Source organism: Mesorhizobium sp. M1312, assembly GCF_040318115.1.
Lineage (GTDB): Bacteria > Pseudomonadota > Alphaproteobacteria > Rhizobiales > Rhizobiaceae > Mesorhizobium.
Genome location: NZ_JAMYLQ010000004.1, coordinates 112,111 through 129,308, shown reverse-complemented (window position 1 = coordinate 129,308; position 17,198 = coordinate 112,111). Strand labels below are relative to the sequence as shown.

The 17,198-nt window shown below is 60.9% G+C and carries 21 protein-coding genes and 1 pseudogene; 8 read left to right on the top strand and 14 right to left on the bottom strand.

Translation table 11 applies throughout. The features are described from left to right. Positions 1-7: 7 nt before the first annotated feature. The 4 genes from NKH36_RS07570 to NKH36_RS07555 all read right to left on the bottom strand — a co-directional run bounded on the left by NKH36_RS07570 (position 8) and on the right by NKH36_RS07555 (position 2,606). Positions 8-499, bottom strand: coding sequence for an Lrp/AsnC family transcriptional regulator (locus NKH36_RS07570; protein ID WP_006333679.1), 492 nt, complete (start codon positions 497-499; stop codon positions 8-10). 118 nt (positions 500-617) lie between these two features. Further along, entirely contained in the window at positions 618-1,235 is a 618-nt protein-coding gene (locus NKH36_RS07565; protein WP_352958187.1) for a uracil-DNA glycosylase family protein, read from the bottom strand. A 16-nt stretch (positions 1,236-1,251) separates the two neighbouring features. Continuing rightward, positions 1,252-1,863, bottom strand: coding sequence for a glutathione S-transferase (locus NKH36_RS07560; protein ID WP_352958189.1), 612 nt, complete (start codon positions 1,861-1,863; stop codon positions 1,252-1,254). Between the two features lie 119 nt (positions 1,864-1,982). Next, positions 1,983-2,606, bottom strand: coding sequence for a thermonuclease family protein (locus tag NKH36_RS07555; RefSeq protein WP_352958191.1), 624 nt, complete (start codon positions 2,604-2,606; stop codon positions 1,983-1,985). 75 nt (positions 2,607-2,681) lie between these two features. Between NKH36_RS07555 and NKH36_RS07550 the strand changes: the two genes are divergently transcribed. After that, complete coding sequence (locus NKH36_RS07550; protein ID WP_352960970.1) at positions 2,682-4,202, top strand: sensor histidine kinase; 1,521 nt, start codon at positions 2,682-2,684, stop codon at positions 4,200-4,202. A gap of 4 nt (positions 4,203-4,206) precedes the next feature. On the opposite strand, the gene NKH36_RS07545 is transcribed toward NKH36_RS07550, so the two are convergent. Then, complete coding sequence (locus NKH36_RS07545; RefSeq protein WP_352961068.1) at positions 4,207-5,202, bottom strand: nicotinate-nucleotide--dimethylbenzimidazole phosphoribosyltransferase; 996 nt, start codon at positions 5,200-5,202, stop codon at positions 4,207-4,209. Between the two features lie 184 nt (positions 5,203-5,386). Between NKH36_RS07545 and NKH36_RS07540 the strand changes: the two genes are divergently transcribed. Together NKH36_RS07540 and NKH36_RS07535 are read left to right on the top strand one after the other, a co-directional pair. Further along, on the top strand, positions 5,387-5,620 hold the full coding sequence (locus tag NKH36_RS07540) for a DUF1289 domain-containing protein (RefSeq protein WP_095492971.1): 234 nt from the start codon (positions 5,387-5,389) through the stop codon (positions 5,618-5,620). A gap of 7 nt (positions 5,621-5,627) precedes the next feature. Continuing rightward, the gene (locus NKH36_RS07535; RefSeq protein WP_352958195.1) at positions 5,628-6,332 is read left to right on the top strand and encodes a TIGR02281 family clan AA aspartic protease; all 705 of its coding nucleotides are present in this window, start codon (positions 5,628-5,630) and stop codon (positions 6,330-6,332) included. Positions 6,333-6,355: 23 nt separating this feature from the next. Here the strand turns inward: NKH36_RS07535 and NKH36_RS07530 are convergent, their stop codons facing one another. Beyond that, positions 6,356-7,099: an SDR family oxidoreductase gene (locus NKH36_RS07530; protein ID WP_352958196.1), complete on the bottom strand. Its 744-nt coding sequence runs from the start codon at positions 7,097-7,099 to the stop codon at positions 6,356-6,358. 511 nt (positions 7,100-7,610) lie between these two features. On the opposite strand from NKH36_RS07530, the gene NKH36_RS07520 reads away from it, so the two are divergent. Next, positions 7,611-8,546, top strand: a complete 936-nt coding sequence (locus tag NKH36_RS07520; RefSeq protein WP_352958197.1) for an AraC family transcriptional regulator N-terminal domain-containing protein — start codon at positions 7,611-7,613, stop codon at positions 8,544-8,546. 89 nt (positions 8,547-8,635) lie between these two features. Here NKH36_RS07520 and dusA read toward each other — a convergent pair whose 3' ends face one another. Continuing rightward, complete coding sequence (gene dusA, locus NKH36_RS07515; RefSeq protein ID WP_502911986.1) at positions 8,636-9,631, bottom strand: tRNA dihydrouridine(20/20a) synthase DusA; 996 nt, start codon at positions 9,629-9,631, stop codon at positions 8,636-8,638. Positions 9,632-9,726: 95 nt separating this feature from the next. Here dusA and NKH36_RS07510 point away from each other — a divergent pair, with 95 nt between their 5' ends. Together NKH36_RS07510 and NKH36_RS34795 are read left to right on the top strand one after the other, a co-directional pair. After that, positions 9,727-9,942, top strand: coding sequence for a pyocin activator PrtN family protein (locus NKH36_RS07510; protein ID WP_502911992.1), 216 nt, complete (start codon positions 9,727-9,729; stop codon positions 9,940-9,942). Continuing rightward, positions 9,875-10,015 carry a pyocin activator PrtN family protein gene (locus NKH36_RS34795; protein ID WP_502911985.1) on the top strand — a complete coding sequence of 47 codons (141 nt, stop codon included), beginning with the start codon at positions 9,875-9,877 and terminating at the stop codon, positions 10,013-10,015. Before NKH36_RS07510 ends, NKH36_RS34795 begins: the two co-directional genes overlap by 68 nt. Before the next feature lie 417 nt (positions 10,016-10,432). Here the strand turns inward: NKH36_RS34795 and pcaF are convergent, their stop codons facing one another. From pcaF to NKH36_RS07475, 7 genes and pseudogenes are all read right to left on the bottom strand, one after another. Next, positions 10,433-11,635, bottom strand: coding sequence for a 3-oxoadipyl-CoA thiolase (gene pcaF / locus NKH36_RS07505; RefSeq protein WP_352958199.1), 1,203 nt, complete (start codon positions 11,633-11,635; stop codon positions 10,433-10,435). Positions 11,636-11,637: 2 nt separating this feature from the next. Then, on the bottom strand, positions 11,638-12,309 hold the full coding sequence (locus tag NKH36_RS07500) for a 3-oxoacid CoA-transferase subunit B (protein WP_352958200.1): 672 nt from the start codon (positions 12,307-12,309) through the stop codon (positions 11,638-11,640). Then, positions 12,306-13,028 (bottom strand): 3-oxoacid CoA-transferase subunit A, encoded by a 723-nt coding sequence (locus tag NKH36_RS07495; RefSeq protein WP_352961066.1) that lies wholly within the window; start codon positions 13,026-13,028, stop codon positions 12,306-12,308. Before NKH36_RS07495 ends, NKH36_RS07500 begins: the two co-directional genes overlap by 4 nt. A 111-nt stretch (positions 13,029-13,139) precedes the next feature. Then, positions 13,140-13,319, bottom strand: a pseudogene (locus NKH36_RS07490) (hypothetical protein); the annotation flags it as partial. Positions 13,320-13,366: 47 nt separating this feature from the next. Then, positions 13,367-14,458 (bottom strand): Gfo/Idh/MocA family protein, encoded by a 1,092-nt coding sequence (locus tag NKH36_RS07485; RefSeq protein WP_352958202.1) that lies wholly within the window; start codon positions 14,456-14,458, stop codon positions 13,367-13,369. An 83-nt stretch (positions 14,459-14,541) separates the two neighbouring features. Further along, complete coding sequence (locus tag NKH36_RS07480) at positions 14,542-15,426, bottom strand: sugar phosphate isomerase/epimerase family protein (protein WP_352958204.1); 885 nt, start codon at positions 15,424-15,426, stop codon at positions 14,542-14,544. 107 nt (positions 15,427-15,533) lie between these two features. Then, on the bottom strand, positions 15,534-16,517 hold the full coding sequence (locus tag NKH36_RS07475) for a LysR family transcriptional regulator (RefSeq protein ID WP_352958324.1): 984 nt from the start codon (positions 16,515-16,517) through the stop codon (positions 15,534-15,536). Positions 16,518-16,559: 42 nt separating this feature from the next. Here NKH36_RS07475 and NKH36_RS07470 point away from each other — a divergent pair, with 42 nt between their 5' ends. Together NKH36_RS07470 and NKH36_RS07465 are read left to right on the top strand one after the other, a co-directional pair. Then, positions 16,560-16,913 (top strand): Dabb family protein, encoded by a 354-nt coding sequence (locus tag NKH36_RS07470; protein ID WP_254026262.1) that lies wholly within the window; start codon positions 16,560-16,562, stop codon positions 16,911-16,913. Continuing rightward, positions 16,910-17,197, top strand: a complete 288-nt coding sequence (locus NKH36_RS07465; RefSeq protein WP_352958205.1) for a YciI family protein — start codon at positions 16,910-16,912, stop codon at positions 17,195-17,197. Before NKH36_RS07470 ends, NKH36_RS07465 begins: the two co-directional genes overlap by 4 nt. The last annotated feature ends 1 nt before the right edge of the window (position 17,198 follow it).

The window sequence follows — 17,198 nt, the reverse complement described above, 5'->3', positions numbered from 1 at the left end:
AAAACCCTCAGGCAGCGTTGGCGCCCGATTCCTTGTCCAGAACCATGTAGTCCAGCGGCATTTCGGTCGTATACTTGATCTGCTCCATGGCAAACGACGACGAGACGTCGCGGATCTCGATCTTGGCGATCAGCCGCTTGTAGAAGGCGTCGTAAGCAGCGATGTCGGGCACCACCACGCGCAAGAGGTAGTCGACGTCGCCGCTCATCCGGTAGAACTCGACCACTTCCGGAAATTCCTGGATGACCTCCGAAAAGCGCCGCAGCCATTCATGGCTGTGCGAATTGGTGCGGATCGACACAAATACGGTGACGCGCACATTGACCTTTTCATGATCGAGGATGGCGACGCGCCGCTTGATGACGCCCTCCTCCTCGAGCTTCTGAATGCGCCGCCAGCAGGGCGTGGTCGACAGTCCGACTTTCTTGGCGACATCGGCTACCGCGAGGGTCGCGTCCTCCTGCAAGAGGCGGAGGATTTTTCTGTCAAGACGGTCCATTGGGTGCTCCCACAGGGTAGACTAGGAATGGATTGGCTATAGTCCTTCTTATTTAGGCCATTCACAAGAAAGAAATTCTGCCAGATGGCGTAAAAGCAAGTGATTTCTTGCTTACGCCTCAGTCGAGGCGATAGCGGATTTCCGATCTCAGAAACGGCAGCAAATCGATTTCAAACCACGGATTGCGCTTCAGCCAGCCGGTGTTGCGCCACGACGGATGCGGCAGCGGCAGCACTTTCGGGTTGGTGGGCGCATCCCAGATGGTGCGCCAATCCATCACCGTCTCCGTCAGCGAGGGCCGGCGCGCGGCGCCCATGTGCCAGAATTGCGCATAGCTGCCGATCGTCAGCACCAGGTCGATGCGCGGCATCAGCGCCATCAGCGGCGCACGCCAGGCCGCAGCACATTCGCGGCGCGGCGGCAGGTCGCCGCCCTTGGCATCCTGGCCGGGAAAGCAAAAGCCCATCGGCACGATAGCGAATTTTGTCGTGTCGTAGAATTCTTCGCTGCTGACGCCCAGCCAGTCCCGCAACCGATCGCCGGAGGCGTCGGTGAACGGCATGCCTGACATATGCACCTTGGTGCCCGGTGCCTGGCTGGCAATCAGGATGCGGGCGCTTGACGACGGCCTGAGCACCGGGCGCGGCTCGTGCGGCAACGGGCGGCCGATTGGGTTTTCGACGCAGATACGGCAGGCGCGTACCCCCGCCGCGAAGTTTTCCAGGTTTTCGCTCATTCTCGGGAACTCATTCTCAGGCGGCAGCGCTCGGCCGGCTGGAGATCGCCTGATGCCAGCGCAGCACGTTGGCACAGTCTTCCGGCACCTTGATACGCGCCGGCTTCATGAAGTCGATGGCAATCAGCCCCGTGATGTCGGCGATCGAATAGGCGTCGCCGGCGACGAATTCCCGGTTCGCCAACTCGTCGTCGAGGAGTTTCAGGAATCCGACGGCTTTCGGCTTGTTGGCCTCGCCCCATTCAGGGATTTGTGGGATCTCCCATTCCTTCATCGCCGGATGGATGTGCCGGAACGCGGCAGTGACGCAACCGAGCAAGTTGAGCTCCATGCGTCTTTGCCACATCTCGACCAGCGCTTTGCCGAGCGCGCCGCGGCCGAACAAAGCCGGTTCCGGATTCAGTTCCTCAAAATAGCGGCAGATGGCGACGGATTCGGTGATGACGGTGCCGTCGTCGAGTTCGAGCACCGGCAGGCGCTGCAGCGGGTTGCGCGAACTAACCGGCTGCTTTCTGTGCTCCAGCGCGCCCATGTCGACGGGCACCAGAGAAACCTCAAGCCCCTTTTCGGCAACGAAGACGCGAACCCGCCGTGGATTGGGCGCCCGGCCGCCATCGAAGAGTTTCATTCCTTTCCTCCTATCGGATCGGCCCGAAAACCGGAATCGATTTCCGGAAAGCACGATGCGAAACAAGAATCTTAGCGCATGTCTGATCAGGTCTGTTGCAACAACTATAGGATTGACCATCACCAGAAGCGAAAAATTTCTCGCAAGCCATCGCCTATCGAAGCCAAAGTACCGTGCTTCCTTTCGGTCACTTCGTGATCATGGCTCTCGCGCCAATCGTGCGGCTCGTCAAACGTGCCGGCCCAGATGCCGGCTTTGCCAGCGCGGGCGGCGGCTTCCTCGGTTTCGAAATTGCCATAGGCAACCGCCCAGCCGGCCTCGACCTGGGCGCGGTTGAGATCCCTGCCGCCGGCATTGCAGTCGCCGAGCAGCCGGCCGTAGCGGTCGCGCTGCCAGCCGGCGCAGGAGACGGGTTTGCCTGATATCAGCCGCATCAGCGACTGCCGCGCCAGCTTACCGCAGGGATAGTCGGCGCCGTCCTTGCGGCAGACTTGCGAATATTCGGGCGCGTCAATGCCGCGCATGCGGATGCGTTCGGTACCGAGGGTGATCGTATCGCCGTCATTGACGACGGCGGCACCCTCTGTCTTGCGCGTCTCGATCCGGTCAAGGCGCGCCGCCAGAAGGATCAGCAGACCGAGAACGAGGACGGTCAGTGCGTAGTCCACCAGCCGGCGCCAAAGGCTTCGCGGCCGCGGCGAGACATATCGCTGACGCGGCCGCCGCGACCACGAACGGCTCATACGGCAAACCGTTGCTTAATCATTCGGACGTAGCTTAACAATTTGAAACCGCTGCCCGCATAAATTGAAGTCTCCATGCCCGTGCAACGCTCGACCACAGCGGACAAGTTTATTGTGGACCGCAGGAAACCCCATCGCAACAGTGATGTGGCGCGCGCGGTGCGCAAGACGCGCGACCGTCTTTCGCAGCAGGTCGGAAATCCTGATTTCGACCGCGAGCTTTTGAAACTCCACGCCCGTGCGATGATAGGCGGCGCGATCGTCGTTCCGCTTCTCGTCCTGGCGACCGCCGCGACAGGTCTGTTTGCTGGAATGGGTAAGGAAATTGGCGTCTGGGCGCTTTTTACACTCATCTGCTACACGATCGTCGTGTTCATGGCGAGGCGCGTCGACCGAACGGAAGCTGCCGAACTCAACCCGCTGCAAACGCACAGTGATTTCCTTATAGGCCATTTCCTTTGCGGCCTGGGCTGGGCCTGGTTCGCCTGGCTCGCTTGCGACGCTTGCCAGGTCGACCAGTTCCAGTTGATCAAGGCGGTGGTGCTGCTGCTTGCGATGGCGGCGACCGCGATCACGGCCTCATCGCTGCGCGGAGCGTTGCTGGCGACCTTCGCCGTTCCAGTGGCGGCCTATGCCTATGCCGGCAGCAGGCAGTGGATGCCGGTCGAACTGATCATGGCCGGGTTGCTGATCGCCTCGCTGCCCTTCTTCGCCTATGTGGCGCGCTACCTCAATCGCTCGTCCTTGATGTTGCTCTCGTTCCGCTCCGAAAAGGATGCGCTGATCGCCGAATTGGACACGGCGAAATCGATGTCGGACGAAGCGCGGCGACGGGCGGAGGACGCCAATCTGGCAAAGTCGCGGTTTTTGGCCTCGATGAGCCACGAGCTGCGGACGCCGCTCAACGCCATTCTCGGTTTCTCCGAGGTGATGGCGAACGAGGTGCTCGGCCCGATGAGCAACCCGACCTATCGCGACTATGCTCGCGACGTCCATGACTCTGGCCAGCATCTGCTCGATCTTATTAACGAAATCCTCGACCTGTCGCGCATCGAAGCGGGCCGCTACCAGCTCAACGAAGAGCCGATGATGCTGCTTTCCGTCGTCGAGGATTGCTGTCACATGATGGAGCTGAAGGCGCGCAACAAGGATATCCGGATCGTCCAAGATTTCGAAAACGCCTTGCCGCGCCTGTTCGCCGACGAACGCGCAGTGCGACAGATCGCACTCAATCTTTTGTCGAACGCCATCAAGTTCACCGGAACTGGCGGCGAGATCCGCGTGCGCGTCGGCTGGACGGCGGGCGGCGGGCAATACCTCTCCGTCAAGGACAACGGGCCTGGCATACCGGAAGACGAGATCCCGGTCGTGCTGTCCGCCTTCGGCCAGGGCTCGATCGCCATCAAGAGCGCCGAACAAGGCACCGGGCTTGGCCTGCCGATCGTCCAAAGCCTGCTTGCCATGCACGGCGGCCAGTTCGAACTCCATTCCAAACTGCGCGAAGGCACCGAGGCGATCGCCATCTTCCCGTTGAGCCGGGTGATGGAGGAATTGCCGGCGCTGCCGACCAGGGCCGTTGCTGCGCGCCGGCGATAGACGCTTAATGAACCGCCGCCGCCATACCCGAGCTGGTGAGAGCAGCGGCTTTGACCAGGCCCGCCGCGAGGGCCGCCCCTGCCCCCTCACCGTGGCTCACGCCGAGATCAAGCAGCGGGCGCAAGCCGAGCCGCTCGGCGGCCCGAGCATGCGCAGGCTCTGGCGACAGGCTGGCAAGCAGGCAATGGTCGAGCGCGGCCGGGGCGGCGGCATGTAGCGCCGCCGCCGCGGCTATCGCCACGAATCCATCGAGTAGGACAGGGATCTTCTGCACCCGGGCGGCGAGGATGGCGCCGGCGATCGCCGCGAACTCACGGCCGCCGATCCGGCGCAACGCTTCCAGAGGGTCCCTGAGACCTGTGCCGTGGAAGGCTAGGGCGGCATCGACCACTTCCGCCTTGCGCGCCCGCATCGATGCATCGGCGCCCGATCCGGATGTGACCCAATCTGCGCCACTGCCTCCGAAGAGTGCCGCACACAAAGCCGCTGCAACGGTGGAATTGCCGACACCGAGGTCGCCAAGGCAAAGCAGATCGGTGCCGCCGGCGATCGCCTCCATACCGAAGGCCATGGTGGCAGCGCAGCCGCGCTCGTCAAGTGCTGCGTCCTCGGTGATGTCGGCGGTCGGAATGTGCAGCGCTAGATCGAACACTTTCAGCCCGAGATCATTGGCGATGCAGATCTGATTGACCGCCGCACCCCCGGCCGCGCAATGCTCGACGGCATTCGCCGTGGCAGCGACAGGCCGTGGCGAAATGCCGTGCCGAGCGACACCATGATTGCCGGCGAAGATCGCCACCAGGGGCCGGTTCACCGCCGGCGGCGCACGGCCGGTCCAGGCAGCGAGCCACGCGGCGATGTCCTCGATGCGGCCGAGCGAACCTTTGGGTTTGTCGGCCTTGGCAAACAGCGCACGGACGCGGGCTTCGGCCGCCGTGTCGGCCGGCGGCAGGATCGCCAGGAGATTGCGAAAATCGTCGAAGGGCAGTGCGCTGATCATGTCGTTGGTGATCATTTCCCGGAGTTGGTGAGCGGCATAGCCGCCTTGCTCGGCCGGCACAACTGCCTGCATTGACGCGAAAGCGGTTGCCGGCGGCGCAATCCGGAGGGCTTGCATTGGCTTTGCTGTTACACCATGTGGAGGCGAGACAAGGGATTCCTGACGGAAATCCTGAGAGAATATTATGACGGCCATCGAATCCCCATGCATCCTGGTCTGTTCGATCGATATGAAAACCGGCTTCTGCTTCGGTTGCGGCCGCACGCGCGAGGAAATCGGCGCCTGGATCGAGATGACCCCTGAGATCCGCCGCAGCGTCATGGCCGAGCTGCCGGCCCGGCTGGAAACGGTTGAACGCAGACCGCGCCGGGAAACCCGCCGCACCCGCCTCGCGCGCGAACGCGACGCTCTCTCGTGAGCCAGCTATGAACCGATTTTTCTGGGTTTTGATGATCGCGATCGGGGCAGGCGTGGTCCTGCTCATGTTCAACGATTCCGCGGGCAGGACATTCGGCGTCGAGAATTACGATTTCAGCCGGCTGATCTGGCTTGGCGCATTGGTCGCGCTCATCGGTGCCAGCCTGCTCAGATCAGGCAGACCCTTGGGCGCGATGGCCCGCAATCTCGGCACCTGGGCCGTCATCGTGCTCGCACTGATCGCCGGCTACCAGTATCGTTATGAATTGCAGGATTTCGCCAGCCGGGTAACGGCCGGCCTTGTTCCCGGCAGTCCGCTGGCATTGGGCCTTGAGGACGGCCATGCCACGGTGACCCTGGACAAGGCCGGCAATGGCCATTTCGAAGCGCGCATCATGATCAACGGCACGCCGGTCCGGGCCGTGGTCGATACCGGCGCCACCAGCACCGTGCTGACCGCGCAGGACGCGCAAGCGGCCGGATTCAATCCAGCCGCTCTCAATTTCACCATACCGGTTTCCACCGCCAACGGCATGGCGCGCGCCGCCGCCGTGAGAACCGACGAATTGGCGATCGGCGGGATCGTGCGCAAGGACATGCCGGTCATGATCGCCGCGCCCGGCATGCTCGGCCAGAGCCTGCTCGGCATGAATTTCATCGGCTCACTGTCCGGTTTCGACGTGCGCGGCGACCGCATGATCTTGCGCGATTGAACAGTCGGCTGCTTCGGCGCCGCTCAATGAGCGTTGAGCACCTCGACCGCTTGATCAAACCGGCCGTCCCGCTCCGCCCAGCGCAGGAAGCCGACGCGCTCCACCAGTATCTCCTGGGGCGTCGGCTCCCGGCTAAACAACGCCATCGCCTCGTCAATGAACGCATTGAGCGGCATATACTCGTCGCGCGTCGACTGGCCGGGAGTGAGTTCAGTGCGAACCGCGGGCGGCGCAAGCTCGATCACTTCGACCTTGCCCCTGAGTTGCTCGCGCAACGACACCGTATAGGAATGGATCGCCGCCTTGGTGGCATTGTAGGTCGGCGTGCCACTCAGCGGCACGAAGGCCAGGCCTGACGAGACGTTGACGATCACGGCATTTCGCCGGGCCGCCAGATGGTCGACTAGCGCGTTGGTGAGGCGGATCGGCCCGAACAAATTGGTGACGATCGTCTCCTCCGCGTCGCGCAGATCGCGGGCCCTGGTGAGATCCTCGCGGCGCATGATGCCGGCATTGTTGATGAGCACGTTGAGCGCCGGGTGCTCGGCGACTAAGCGCTTGGCAAATGCTGTGATCGCTCCTGGGTCTTCGACATCGCCGACCATGGCGTGCATGCCTTCACGCCCGGCGATCGTCCGCTCGAGCGCCTCGTTGCGCCGTCCCGCCACGATCACAGTGTTTCCAAGCGCATTGAAGCGTAGCGCCAGTTCCCGCCCGATCCCGGATCCGCCGCCGGTGATAAGGATCGTATTTCCGGTCATTTTCATCGTTCTGTGCTCCATCTATTCCAACCAATCGGGTCAAACGATCCCGCCGTTAGTGAATACCGTCTGCCCGTTGATCCAAGCCCCGTTCCCGCTGCAGAGCGCCGCGATTGTACCGCACTTAGGTCGCTGACGTCGGCCTGCACCCAGATGGCGCGCCCACCAGCTGCCTCGATATCCCGGACTACGCCGGCCGCGAGATCGTGGTTCTTTTCGCAATTGACGGTGACGGCGCCTGGCCGGTCGTTTGCGCGCCGGCGGCGCCCACCGCGCGTGCTACGGGAGCCATGGCGACAGCCGCCAGCACGGCGCGTCTCGGTACCTCGTTCTGCCCAAGCATATGAATTCCCTTCCTTATCGAGCGGGCTTGTTTGGTTGGGACATTTCCTACCGGGCGATGCGGTCGACAGCTTGCCAACGCATGCGCAAAACTTGCTCGATCCTGCAGCCCACGTGATGTTTGTCCGCCCGCATGCTAGGATCGCCAGGATCGCGCCGCTGCAGGAGACATTGCATGGACGTCCTCAAACATGCCGTTCACACCTATGCCGCCCGCCATGCAAACCGGGACGGTTTGGCGCTGACGCCAGTGCCGGGCCTGCGGATGATGTGCGTCGAGTCACCACATGGCGACTTGCATTCGGTCTATCGGCCGCTGGTTTGTTTGGTTCTGCAGGGTGCCAAGCTGATGACCGTGGGCAGAGAGCAGCAAGTCTTCTCCGCTGGGCAATCCGTGATCGTGAGCGCGGACATGCCGGTCGTCGGACGGATCGTGCAGGCAAGCCGGCGCGAGCCCTATCTGGCCGTCGCAGTCGAACTCGAGATGACGCTCCTGCGCGAGATCGCGGCGCAGTTGGGCAGCGTGCGTGCGCAGCGCCCGTCAGAGACACGCACCTTGTTCGCTGAAGACACCAATGCGCCGATTCTAGATTGCGCAGTGCGGCTAATGCGCTTGCTGGACCGACCGGATGCTACGTCGCTCCTGCGCCCCGGAATTATGCACGAACTGCATTATTGGCTCCTCTCGGGTCAGCACGGCGCGGCTCTGCGGTCGCTTGCCGATCCGGACGGCCACGCGAGCCGTCTCGCTGCGGCCATCGCGATTCTTAGAACCGAGTATCGATCGCGTGTTCCCGTCGAGCGCTTGGCGGCCGCAGCGGCGATGAGCCTTACGGCCTTTCACAAGCACTTCAAGCACATGACGTCACTGACGCCGGGACAGTATCAGAAGCGGCTTCGCCTAATCGAAGCACGCCGCCTCATGCTCGATGAAGGCTTTTCGGCAACCAGCGCTGGGTTCGAGGTGGGCTACGAGAGCATCTCGCAATTCACCCACGAATATCGCCGTACATTCCAGGCGCCGCCGAAGCGCGATGCGCTGCGCACTCGATCCATGTCGCACGCGATCAAAGAAGAAATGCAGGACGCCGAGCGGGCGAGCGCCGCTTAGTTTGACGGCTTTGCCTCAGCTATCGACGGTCCTCTAGATTGCTGAACGGACCACGAACCAAGCGCGCATGATCTTGCGCGATTGAACAGTCAAGCTGCTTCCGCGTCCGTCCCGCCGAAATCGACTGCAGCGAAAGCCGCCTTCAGCACATCCGGTCGGGCGCCGGGCCTCGTCGCATCGGTCGAAAGGATCTGCCGGTAGCGGCGCGCGCCGGGCAGACCGTGGAACAGGCCGACCATGTGACGAGTGACATGGCCAAGCCGCCCGCCCCGCTCAATATGGCGTGCCGCATAATCCGCCATGGCATCGATCAGCGTGGTAAAATCGAACGCGTTGGGTTTGTCGCCGTAAAACGCGGCGTCGACACCTGCCAGAATGCCCGGCGTGTGATAGGCGGCGCGGCCAAGCATGGCGCCGTCGACATGATCAATGTGGTCAAGCGCCTCTTCAAGCGATTGAATGCCGCCGTTGATGCCGATGAATTTGTTTTGGTTTTTGGCTTTCAGCCGATAAACCCTGTTGTAGTCGAGTGGCGGGATGTCGCGGTTTTCCTTCGGGCTTAGTCCTTCCAGCCACGCCTTGCGGGCATGCACCCACAGCGCGTCGGCGCCGGCCGCGAAAACTCCGTTCGCCAGCGCATCGAGCGCCGGCTCAGGGTCCTGCTCGTCGACGCCGATGCGGCATTTGACGGTGACGGGGATGCTGGCAGAAGCCTTCATCGCGGCGACGCAATCGGCGACAAGGAGCGGTGCTTTCATCAGGCAGGCGCCGAACGTACCCGACTGGACGCGGTCGGACGGGCAGCCGACATTGAGGTTGATCTCGTCATAGCCGAAGGCTTCGCCGATGCGGGCCGCCTCGGGAAGCTTCCGCGGATCGGAGCCGCCGAGCTGCAACGCGACCGGATGTTCCGTATCGTCGAAGCCGAGCAAGCGCTCGCGCTCGCCCTGGATGACCGCGTCGGCCACGACCATCTCGGTGTAGAGCAATGACCGGCGCGTCAATTGGCGATGGAGGAACCGGCAATGCCGGTCCGTCCAGTCCATCATCGGTGCTACGACGAATTTCCTATATTTTTCAATCATCAGTTTTTAAACCACATTGAGATTGGACAGACTGACATTGCCGGCCTCTATGGTATGTGACTCATTTCATTCTATTTTTCAAAGCGGAACCATCAATGTCACTCAACACCGCTTTTCTGCTCATGGCGCAATACGGTAAGGCCATCATTCCGCTCGATGAGGTCCGTCGCGATTTCTTTTCGCACCTGACGCTCCCGAAATTTCTTCGCAAGCTCAGTTCAGGCGACATTTGCCCTGCCGCTCATGCGAATAGAAACAAGTCAGAAATGTGCCAAGGGTGTCCATTTGCAGGATTTGGCAGACTACCTTGATAAGCGCAGACAGGTGCCTCCCAAGAGCCGGGGTGGGTACTGGGTGGGTATGGAACTCGCCCCATCCCAGTAAGAGATAGGTACCTTCGCAATCTGCCACGGGCCGTTGCAACCCATTTGTAACCCAAGCCGGACTGGGTTTCAGGGCGACACAGGAGCTAAGATTTTGAAAAGCATTGGCGCGCCGAAGAGATTCGAACTCCTGACCCCCAGATTCGTAGTTCAATGGTCTAAATAATTCTTTAAAATCAACTGCTTAAATCCGCGGTACGCATCGGCAGCGACAAGTCTCGGGGTGTGGAACGCCTTTTGTGCTCTGGAACAGCCGTAAGGAGCATGTGTTTCGCGGACGACATTTCAGCCGTACCGAGCAATCGCGGGAATATCAGGGAAGATCGCGATCCCATCCTTCGGCGAGCGTGGCTTCCCAAGCGGTTCAAACCGGGCCTCTCCCCCGTTGGCCAGCCTCAGAGGCCCGTCGCCCACACATCTAAACCCGCTGCAATGCGATAGCGATTCCCTGCCCCACGCCAATGCACATCGTCGCCAAAGCGTATGTTTTCCCAAGGGTGGTGAGTTCGAGAGCCGCGCTTCCAGTTATTCTCACGCCGCTCATACCCAGGGGATGTCCCAGGGCAATTGCGCCACCGTTGGGATTCACGTGGATTGCGTCCTCAGGGATGCCCAGGTCGCGAAGTACGGCGATGGCCTGACTCCCGAAAGCCTCGTTGAGTTCAATGACCTCGAACTCCGCCGGTGTAAGCCCAAGGCGAGCGCATAACTTCTTGGTGGCTGGTGCAGGACCAATGCCCATGATGCGAGGTGGCACGCCAGCGGCCGCGCCACCCAATATGCGGACGATCGGCGTAAGCCCGTAGCGCTTGGCCGCTGCCTCAGACGCGATGATGAGTGCCGCAGCGCCGTCGTTCACTCCCGAGGCATTGCCGGCGGTGACACTGCCGTCTGAGAACAGTGGCTTGAGCTTGGCCAAGGTTTCAATTGTGGTGCCGGCTCGAGGGTGCTCGTCCCGTTCGACGCGAACCGCGTCCCCCTTCTTCTGAGGAACCATTACGGGGACGATTTCCTGAGCAAGCCTGCCGCTCTTCTGCGCGGCAATAGCCTTGTTCTGGCTGCACACCGCAAATGCGTCCTGGGCTTCGCGCGACACGCCGAACTCCCGAGCGACGTTCTCACCGGTCTCGGGCATTGAATCCACGCCGTACTGCGCCTTCATCAGCGGGTTGACGAGGCGCCAGCCGATGGTCGTGTCGTAGATCTCTGCATTGCGAGAGAAGGCCGTGTCGGCCTTGGGCAGCACGAATGGGGCTCGGCTCATAGACTCGACACCGCCGGCGATGAGCAACTCTGCTTCACCTGACTTGACCGCGCGAGCGGCGGTGATAACGGCATCCATTCCAGATCCGCACAGGCGATTAATTGTAGTGCCAGGGATGCTCACTGGCAGGCCGGCCAGGAGCGAACTCATACGAGCAACGTTCCGGTTGTCTTCGCCGGCTTGATTGGCACATCCGAAAATCACGTCGTCGACTGCGTCCCAATCAACACCTGAGTTCTCAGCGACCAGTGCCCTGAGGGGAACGGCACCTAGATCGTCCGCTCGAACCGAGGACAGGACGCCGCCGAAGCGGCCGATGGGCGTGCGCTTGTAGGCGCAGATAAAGGCTTCGCTCATTCCTAAACCTCCGGAACAATCAGGTCGTCAACCGTGCCGTCGACGACAAGCTCGGCACCAGTTACCGCTTGCAGGGAGTCGAGGCTGAGCTTGGGCAGTTTCTCGCGCAGCACGAACCGCTGACTCACGATGTCAACAACGGCAAGGCTGGTATAGACGCGTGTCACGCAGCCAACCCCGGTCAGCGGCAGACTGCAGCGCCTGACCAGCTTGGGGCGTCCTTCCTTCGTCACGTGGTCGGTGATCACAGCAACGCGCTCGGCGCCATGCACCAGATCCATGGCACCGCCCACAGCCGGCACGGCCTTAGGGCCCGTCGACCAATTAGCGAGGTCACCGTTCTCCGCAACTTCGTAAGCGCCCAGGATGGCCACATCGAGATGGCCGCCCCGAACCATGGCGAAGCTATCGGCATGGTGGAAGAAAGATGCGCCGGGCTTGAGCGTGATTGCCTTCTTGCCCGCGTTGATCAGGTCCCAGTCTTCCTCGCCTTTCGCAGGAGATTCCCCGAAGTTGAGCACGCCGTTCTCGGTGTGAAAGATCGCTTGCCGGCCGAAGGGCTGGAATTTCGCGACCATCTCGGGAAAACCGATGCCCAAGTTCACATAAGCGCCGTCGGCAATGTCCTGAGCGGCTCGCCAGGCGATCTGAGCGTTGGTGAGTTTCTCAGTCATGCGTAGGCCACCCCAGCCCGCATCAGGGCTTCCTCCTGTTGGGCATCGGCGACTTGCACGATGCGGTCGACGAAAATTCCGGGTGTAATGACCTGCTCGGCGTCGATTCCATCAGGCAACACGATCGTTGAGGCCTGGACGATGGTCACCCGGGCAGCGGCGGCCATCAGAGGCGAGAAGTTTCGCGCCGCTTTGCGGTAGGTGAGGTTGCCCATGGTGTCCGCCAGTTCCGCCTTGATCAGGGCTGCATCCGCCTTTAGCCAGCGTTCCTGCACGTACATACGACCTTCAAACTCGGCGACCGGCTTGCCCTCGGCCAAATCGGTGCCGAAGCTGGTCGGCGTATAAAAGGCTGGAATGCCTGCACCGGCGGCGCGGATGCGCTCGGCCAGCGTTCCCTGCGGCACGAGTTCGAGCCCGATTTGGCCGGTATGGTACTTCTCAGTGAAGGCGCGAGGGTCGGCTGAGCGTGGAAATGAGCAAATCATCTTCGCAATCATGCCAGCGTCGATCATCGCCGCGATGCCGATCCGCCCATTGCCAGCATTGTTGTTGATCACGGTGAGTCCCGTAGGAGACCCGGTGCCGCGAAATCGATCGATCAGAGCATGGATGAGTTCGATCGGGGCGCCTGAGCCGCCAAATCCACCAATCATCAGCGTCATCCCGTCTTGGATGTCGGCTACTGCTGTGGCGAGATCGGGAACCGTCTTATCCATAAAACCCTCCTTCACGGCGCAGGCCGCAACCCAATCGACGTTGCATAACTGGGCGCACTGGCACGTGCCTGTGCCCCATAAACTCACCGGGCGGATAGCCTGAGCTCCGGTGACGTAGGACGCCTCGTCGCTAGCGAGGAACAGGATAACGGCAGCTACCTCGCCTGGCTCGCCGATGCGGCCCCATTGCAAAGAACGCGACCTTCTCTCAGAGGTGCTACATGCCAGGCTGGCGCGATAAAGCGTGCGAATTTGGAAACAGTCTTGCACCCCGCGCAAAAATGAACTCATAAAAGGGCCTGCTACCTAGGAGGTTCGGGCTCTGACCTAAGGTGGCCTTAAAACGTCAACGATACTTCAGCGCCTGCCAATTCAGACGACTTAAACATGGCTTCAAGGAGCCGGTTGATGTTGTGAGCATGGGTGGCTGGTACAATGGACGACGATCCCGTGCGCAGCGATGTAACAAAAGCGGCCGCCTCGCGGTTGAAGTAGATAGGGTTACCAATCTCGGCGATTTCAGGCGAATAGACGGTCTTCTTCGTCGCCCAGATTTCGGGGAAACTCGTCTCGCGCCACTCCGTCCATCCTTGCTGATGACCGTTCTTCCCACTGTCGTAGATTTTGTACGACGCCGGCACAGGGCATGAATGCATTATTCCCTCGGTCCCGTAGGCCGAGAGTTCCCAACTCTCCGTCCATGACAGCGGATCCCATGACATGAAGTCGACGGTGACCAGCTTGTCGCGGTAGTTGAGGATCGCGCCGCCGGCGTCTTCCCTGGACTCGGCGCCGAACACCAACGGAAACTTGGTAATTCTGGCGTTGACTGTATCGGGCATGCCAAAATGGAGCAGGATGCGATCAATGAGGTGGCAGGCGATTACGAACATCGCTCCACCTATGTCTCCAGGCTGATTCATGTGGGCGGTAGCTGCCTCATTATGAGAGCAGCCAGCATGGGCCCTGACCTGGAGAACTTTCCCGAGTCGTCCGCTTGCCAGAACCTCCTGCATTTTTCCGATGGAAGGCGCGAAACGCCAACAGTAGCCAACCTGAAACAGGCCGTCCGTCCGATCGACCGCGGCGACAATACGCGCGGTGTCGGCTGACCCTCGGCCGGCCGGCTTTTCACAAAGCACGGCTTTTCCCGCTTCAAGCGCCTCGATGGCAAAATCCGCCATAGCGTGGCTTTTGGGATGCACAAGCACCGCATGGACATCGGGATCCGCTAGGATCTCGTCCTTGCTTCGAGGCTCCAACCCAAGCGCATCGACGAACGGCGTCAGAAGCGGACTTTCGTCATGGGCACCCAGCAGGCGCACCCCTGGCATTCTCTGAAACGCCTTTACCCTGCCGGATGTGTGAGGGTGCGTAATTCCCAGGCAAGCGATGCCGAGCACAGCATCTTCACCAATAGCGTAGCCCATGCCGTTGACCTTCGTTGTGGAGAAAGAGGAAGGGGCGATCCTCGTTGATCACCCCCCAAAAGCTCGCGCTGCCGTTGGTCCGATCAGAGATGGGCAAACTGAGCCATGGAGGACTTGAAAACTCGCTCGGCCATTTCGTCCAGTCCTAGCTTGCGGTGTTTGGCCGAAAGGATCTCCGTGCCGTACACGCCGCGGTAACCGGCTGCCTGTACCTCGCGCAGAAACGCCGGGACATCGAGTTCCCCTTCCCCGCAAAGCTCGCGATAAGCGATCGTGTCTTCCCAAATGTCTGGTACCGGCGCCACCTTCAGCGCGTCGTCAATTTCCACGGCTTTGATAAACCGAGCAGGTACCTTGCGAATTTCGCTATAGGGAATGTTGCCTCGGGCCATGTGCCATATGTCGATCAGCAGGCCACCATTCTTGCGATTTGCAGCGGAGACGATCGCCAAGCCGGTTTCGATGGTACGCACATTGGACCATGGCATGATTTCCAACACGATGTCGGTGCCGTAGGGCGCGGCCTCGTCGCATAACTTGCCCAGTTCGTCCGCCATCAGCGGCACGTCGGCGGGGGCATCCTCGAAGCCAGGCCCGACTTTGATATCCTTTAGTCCCAATTCCGCTGCGACCTCGAGCATAAGCTTGCGGACCTTGTCGGACTCCTGACGCTTCTCGTCGCGGCGGAACCAATTGGTCAGGAACTCGATCTCGAGGTGCTTGATGGCGTTCGCCTCCACGATCCGGCGCATTTCCCGGTAGCCGATCTGATCCCTGACATGAACTACATCCTCCGAATGGAGGCCAAAGCCCTTGAATCCGGCGCGGGCAGCGGCCTCGACACGGTCCTTGAACGGAAAGGGGCTGATCTCCGTCGGGCCCAACGGAAAGACGTCTCCAGAGAGGGCGAAGTAGGAAATCAGGAGTTCAACGTCTGCAGCCATCACGATGTCCTTGCGGGAATGCATATCGTGCCTCCGCGAACAGCGCGGCACCCGTTTTGGCTAACGTTCTACCGAGGGAGAATAAACCCGGTCGCTGGGGAAACTGTGTTGCGTGGCGCGCAAAAATCGGCCTACCGAGTCCGCAGTTCCTCGTAGTTGTTTGCGCGGAACTGCTCGACGAGAAAGTCGAGGAACAGCCGGGTCCGGGCAGGCATGAAGGATTTGCTCGGATAGGCGATATTCATTGTCAGCCTCGGGAGATCCCAATCGTCGAGGACGCGGACAAGGCGCCCGGCTACGAGATCTTCCTGGATAATGTACGTCGGCTGCGCCAGGATCCCAAGGCCGTCGCGAGCGGCTGCGCAGATGAGCTGGCCGTCATTGGCATTGATGATGCCATCGACCTCGACGGTTACAGCATCCTCGCCCTTGCGGAAGTTCAGGTTGTTCCAGTTGTCGGCCAGAGTGTAGAGGATCAGATCGTGGTCCTTGAGGTCACTGGGATGTATCGGGGCTCCGCAGCGGTTGAGATACTCCGGTGATGCCGCCAACAGCCGGCGCGTCTCGGCCAGTTTCCGAATAGTAATGGAGCTATCGGCCTCCACGCGACGCGTGCGGATCGCAAGATCGAGCCCATTTTCGATGATGTCGTAGTAGCGGTTGGATGCCACCACCTCGATCAGCACACTCGGATAGCGCTGCCTAAACTGCTGAACTACTGGCATCAGATGCAGCAACGAAAATGACAGAGAGGCCCCCACCCTCAGCCTGCCGGTTGGTGCATGAGCGCGGGCCGTAACGTTTGCCTCGGCCTCTTCCCAGTTCGCCAGGATGTCTCGGGCGTCCAAGTAGAGCTGCTGGCCTTCGGTGGTCGTGCTGAGCCGGCGAGTGGATCGTTGAACCAGCCGGGCACCGAGCCTCGTCTCCAGATTCACAAGGTGGCGGCTAACTCCGGAAACCGAGAGGTCAAGGGCATCCGCCGCCTTTGTCATGCTCTGTTCCTCAACGATCTTGAGGAACACCTGTAGCTCGGTCCAGCGATCCACTTTTTGCATCCCGCGGAAAGGTGTTTTGAGAAAGCCAGTCTTCATCGCATCCCAAGCAAATGCAATCACTTCCGTCAAACTTGCACGGTCACTTGGCTTGAGAGGGAACGGATGGATCAGGTGGCGACACAGAAGGGGCAGAGGGAGCGGGTAAAGCATGTCGTCATGTGGAATCTCCTTCCAACTGCCGACGGCCAGAAAGCCGCTGCGGTAGAAGCGGTCAAATCGCGCTTTGAGGCATTGCTCGGAGCGATCCCGGGCCTTCTGCACATAGAAGTAGGCGTGGATTTCAGCGGCGTCGATTACGCCTGCGACGTGGTGCTCTACTCAGAATTCGAAAGCGCTGAAGCTCTAGAGGCATATGCCACCCATCCCGCCCACCTGAAGATACGTGACGAGCTCCAAGGTGTGCGTATTGCGCGGTACCAGGTCGACTACGTTTCAACGGAGGAACCCTCGCCATGAAGGTTGCCGTCCACTGCATCGATCATCCAGACGCGATCGATATTCGTCTTGCTCACTACGATGAGCATAAGGCCTATCTGGCCGCGGGAAAGATGAGGACCGTAATCTCCGGACCGCTGCTAGCGGCCGACGGCGCCACAATGATTGGGTCACTGTTCGTCTTTGAGGCCTCCAGTGTGGCTGAGGTCGAAGCATTCAACGCCGCCGACCCCTTCAACCGGTCGGGCGTGTGGGCCGAGATCAGCATCAAGCAGTTCAACCTGCGCATTAACAATCGGGAGTGAG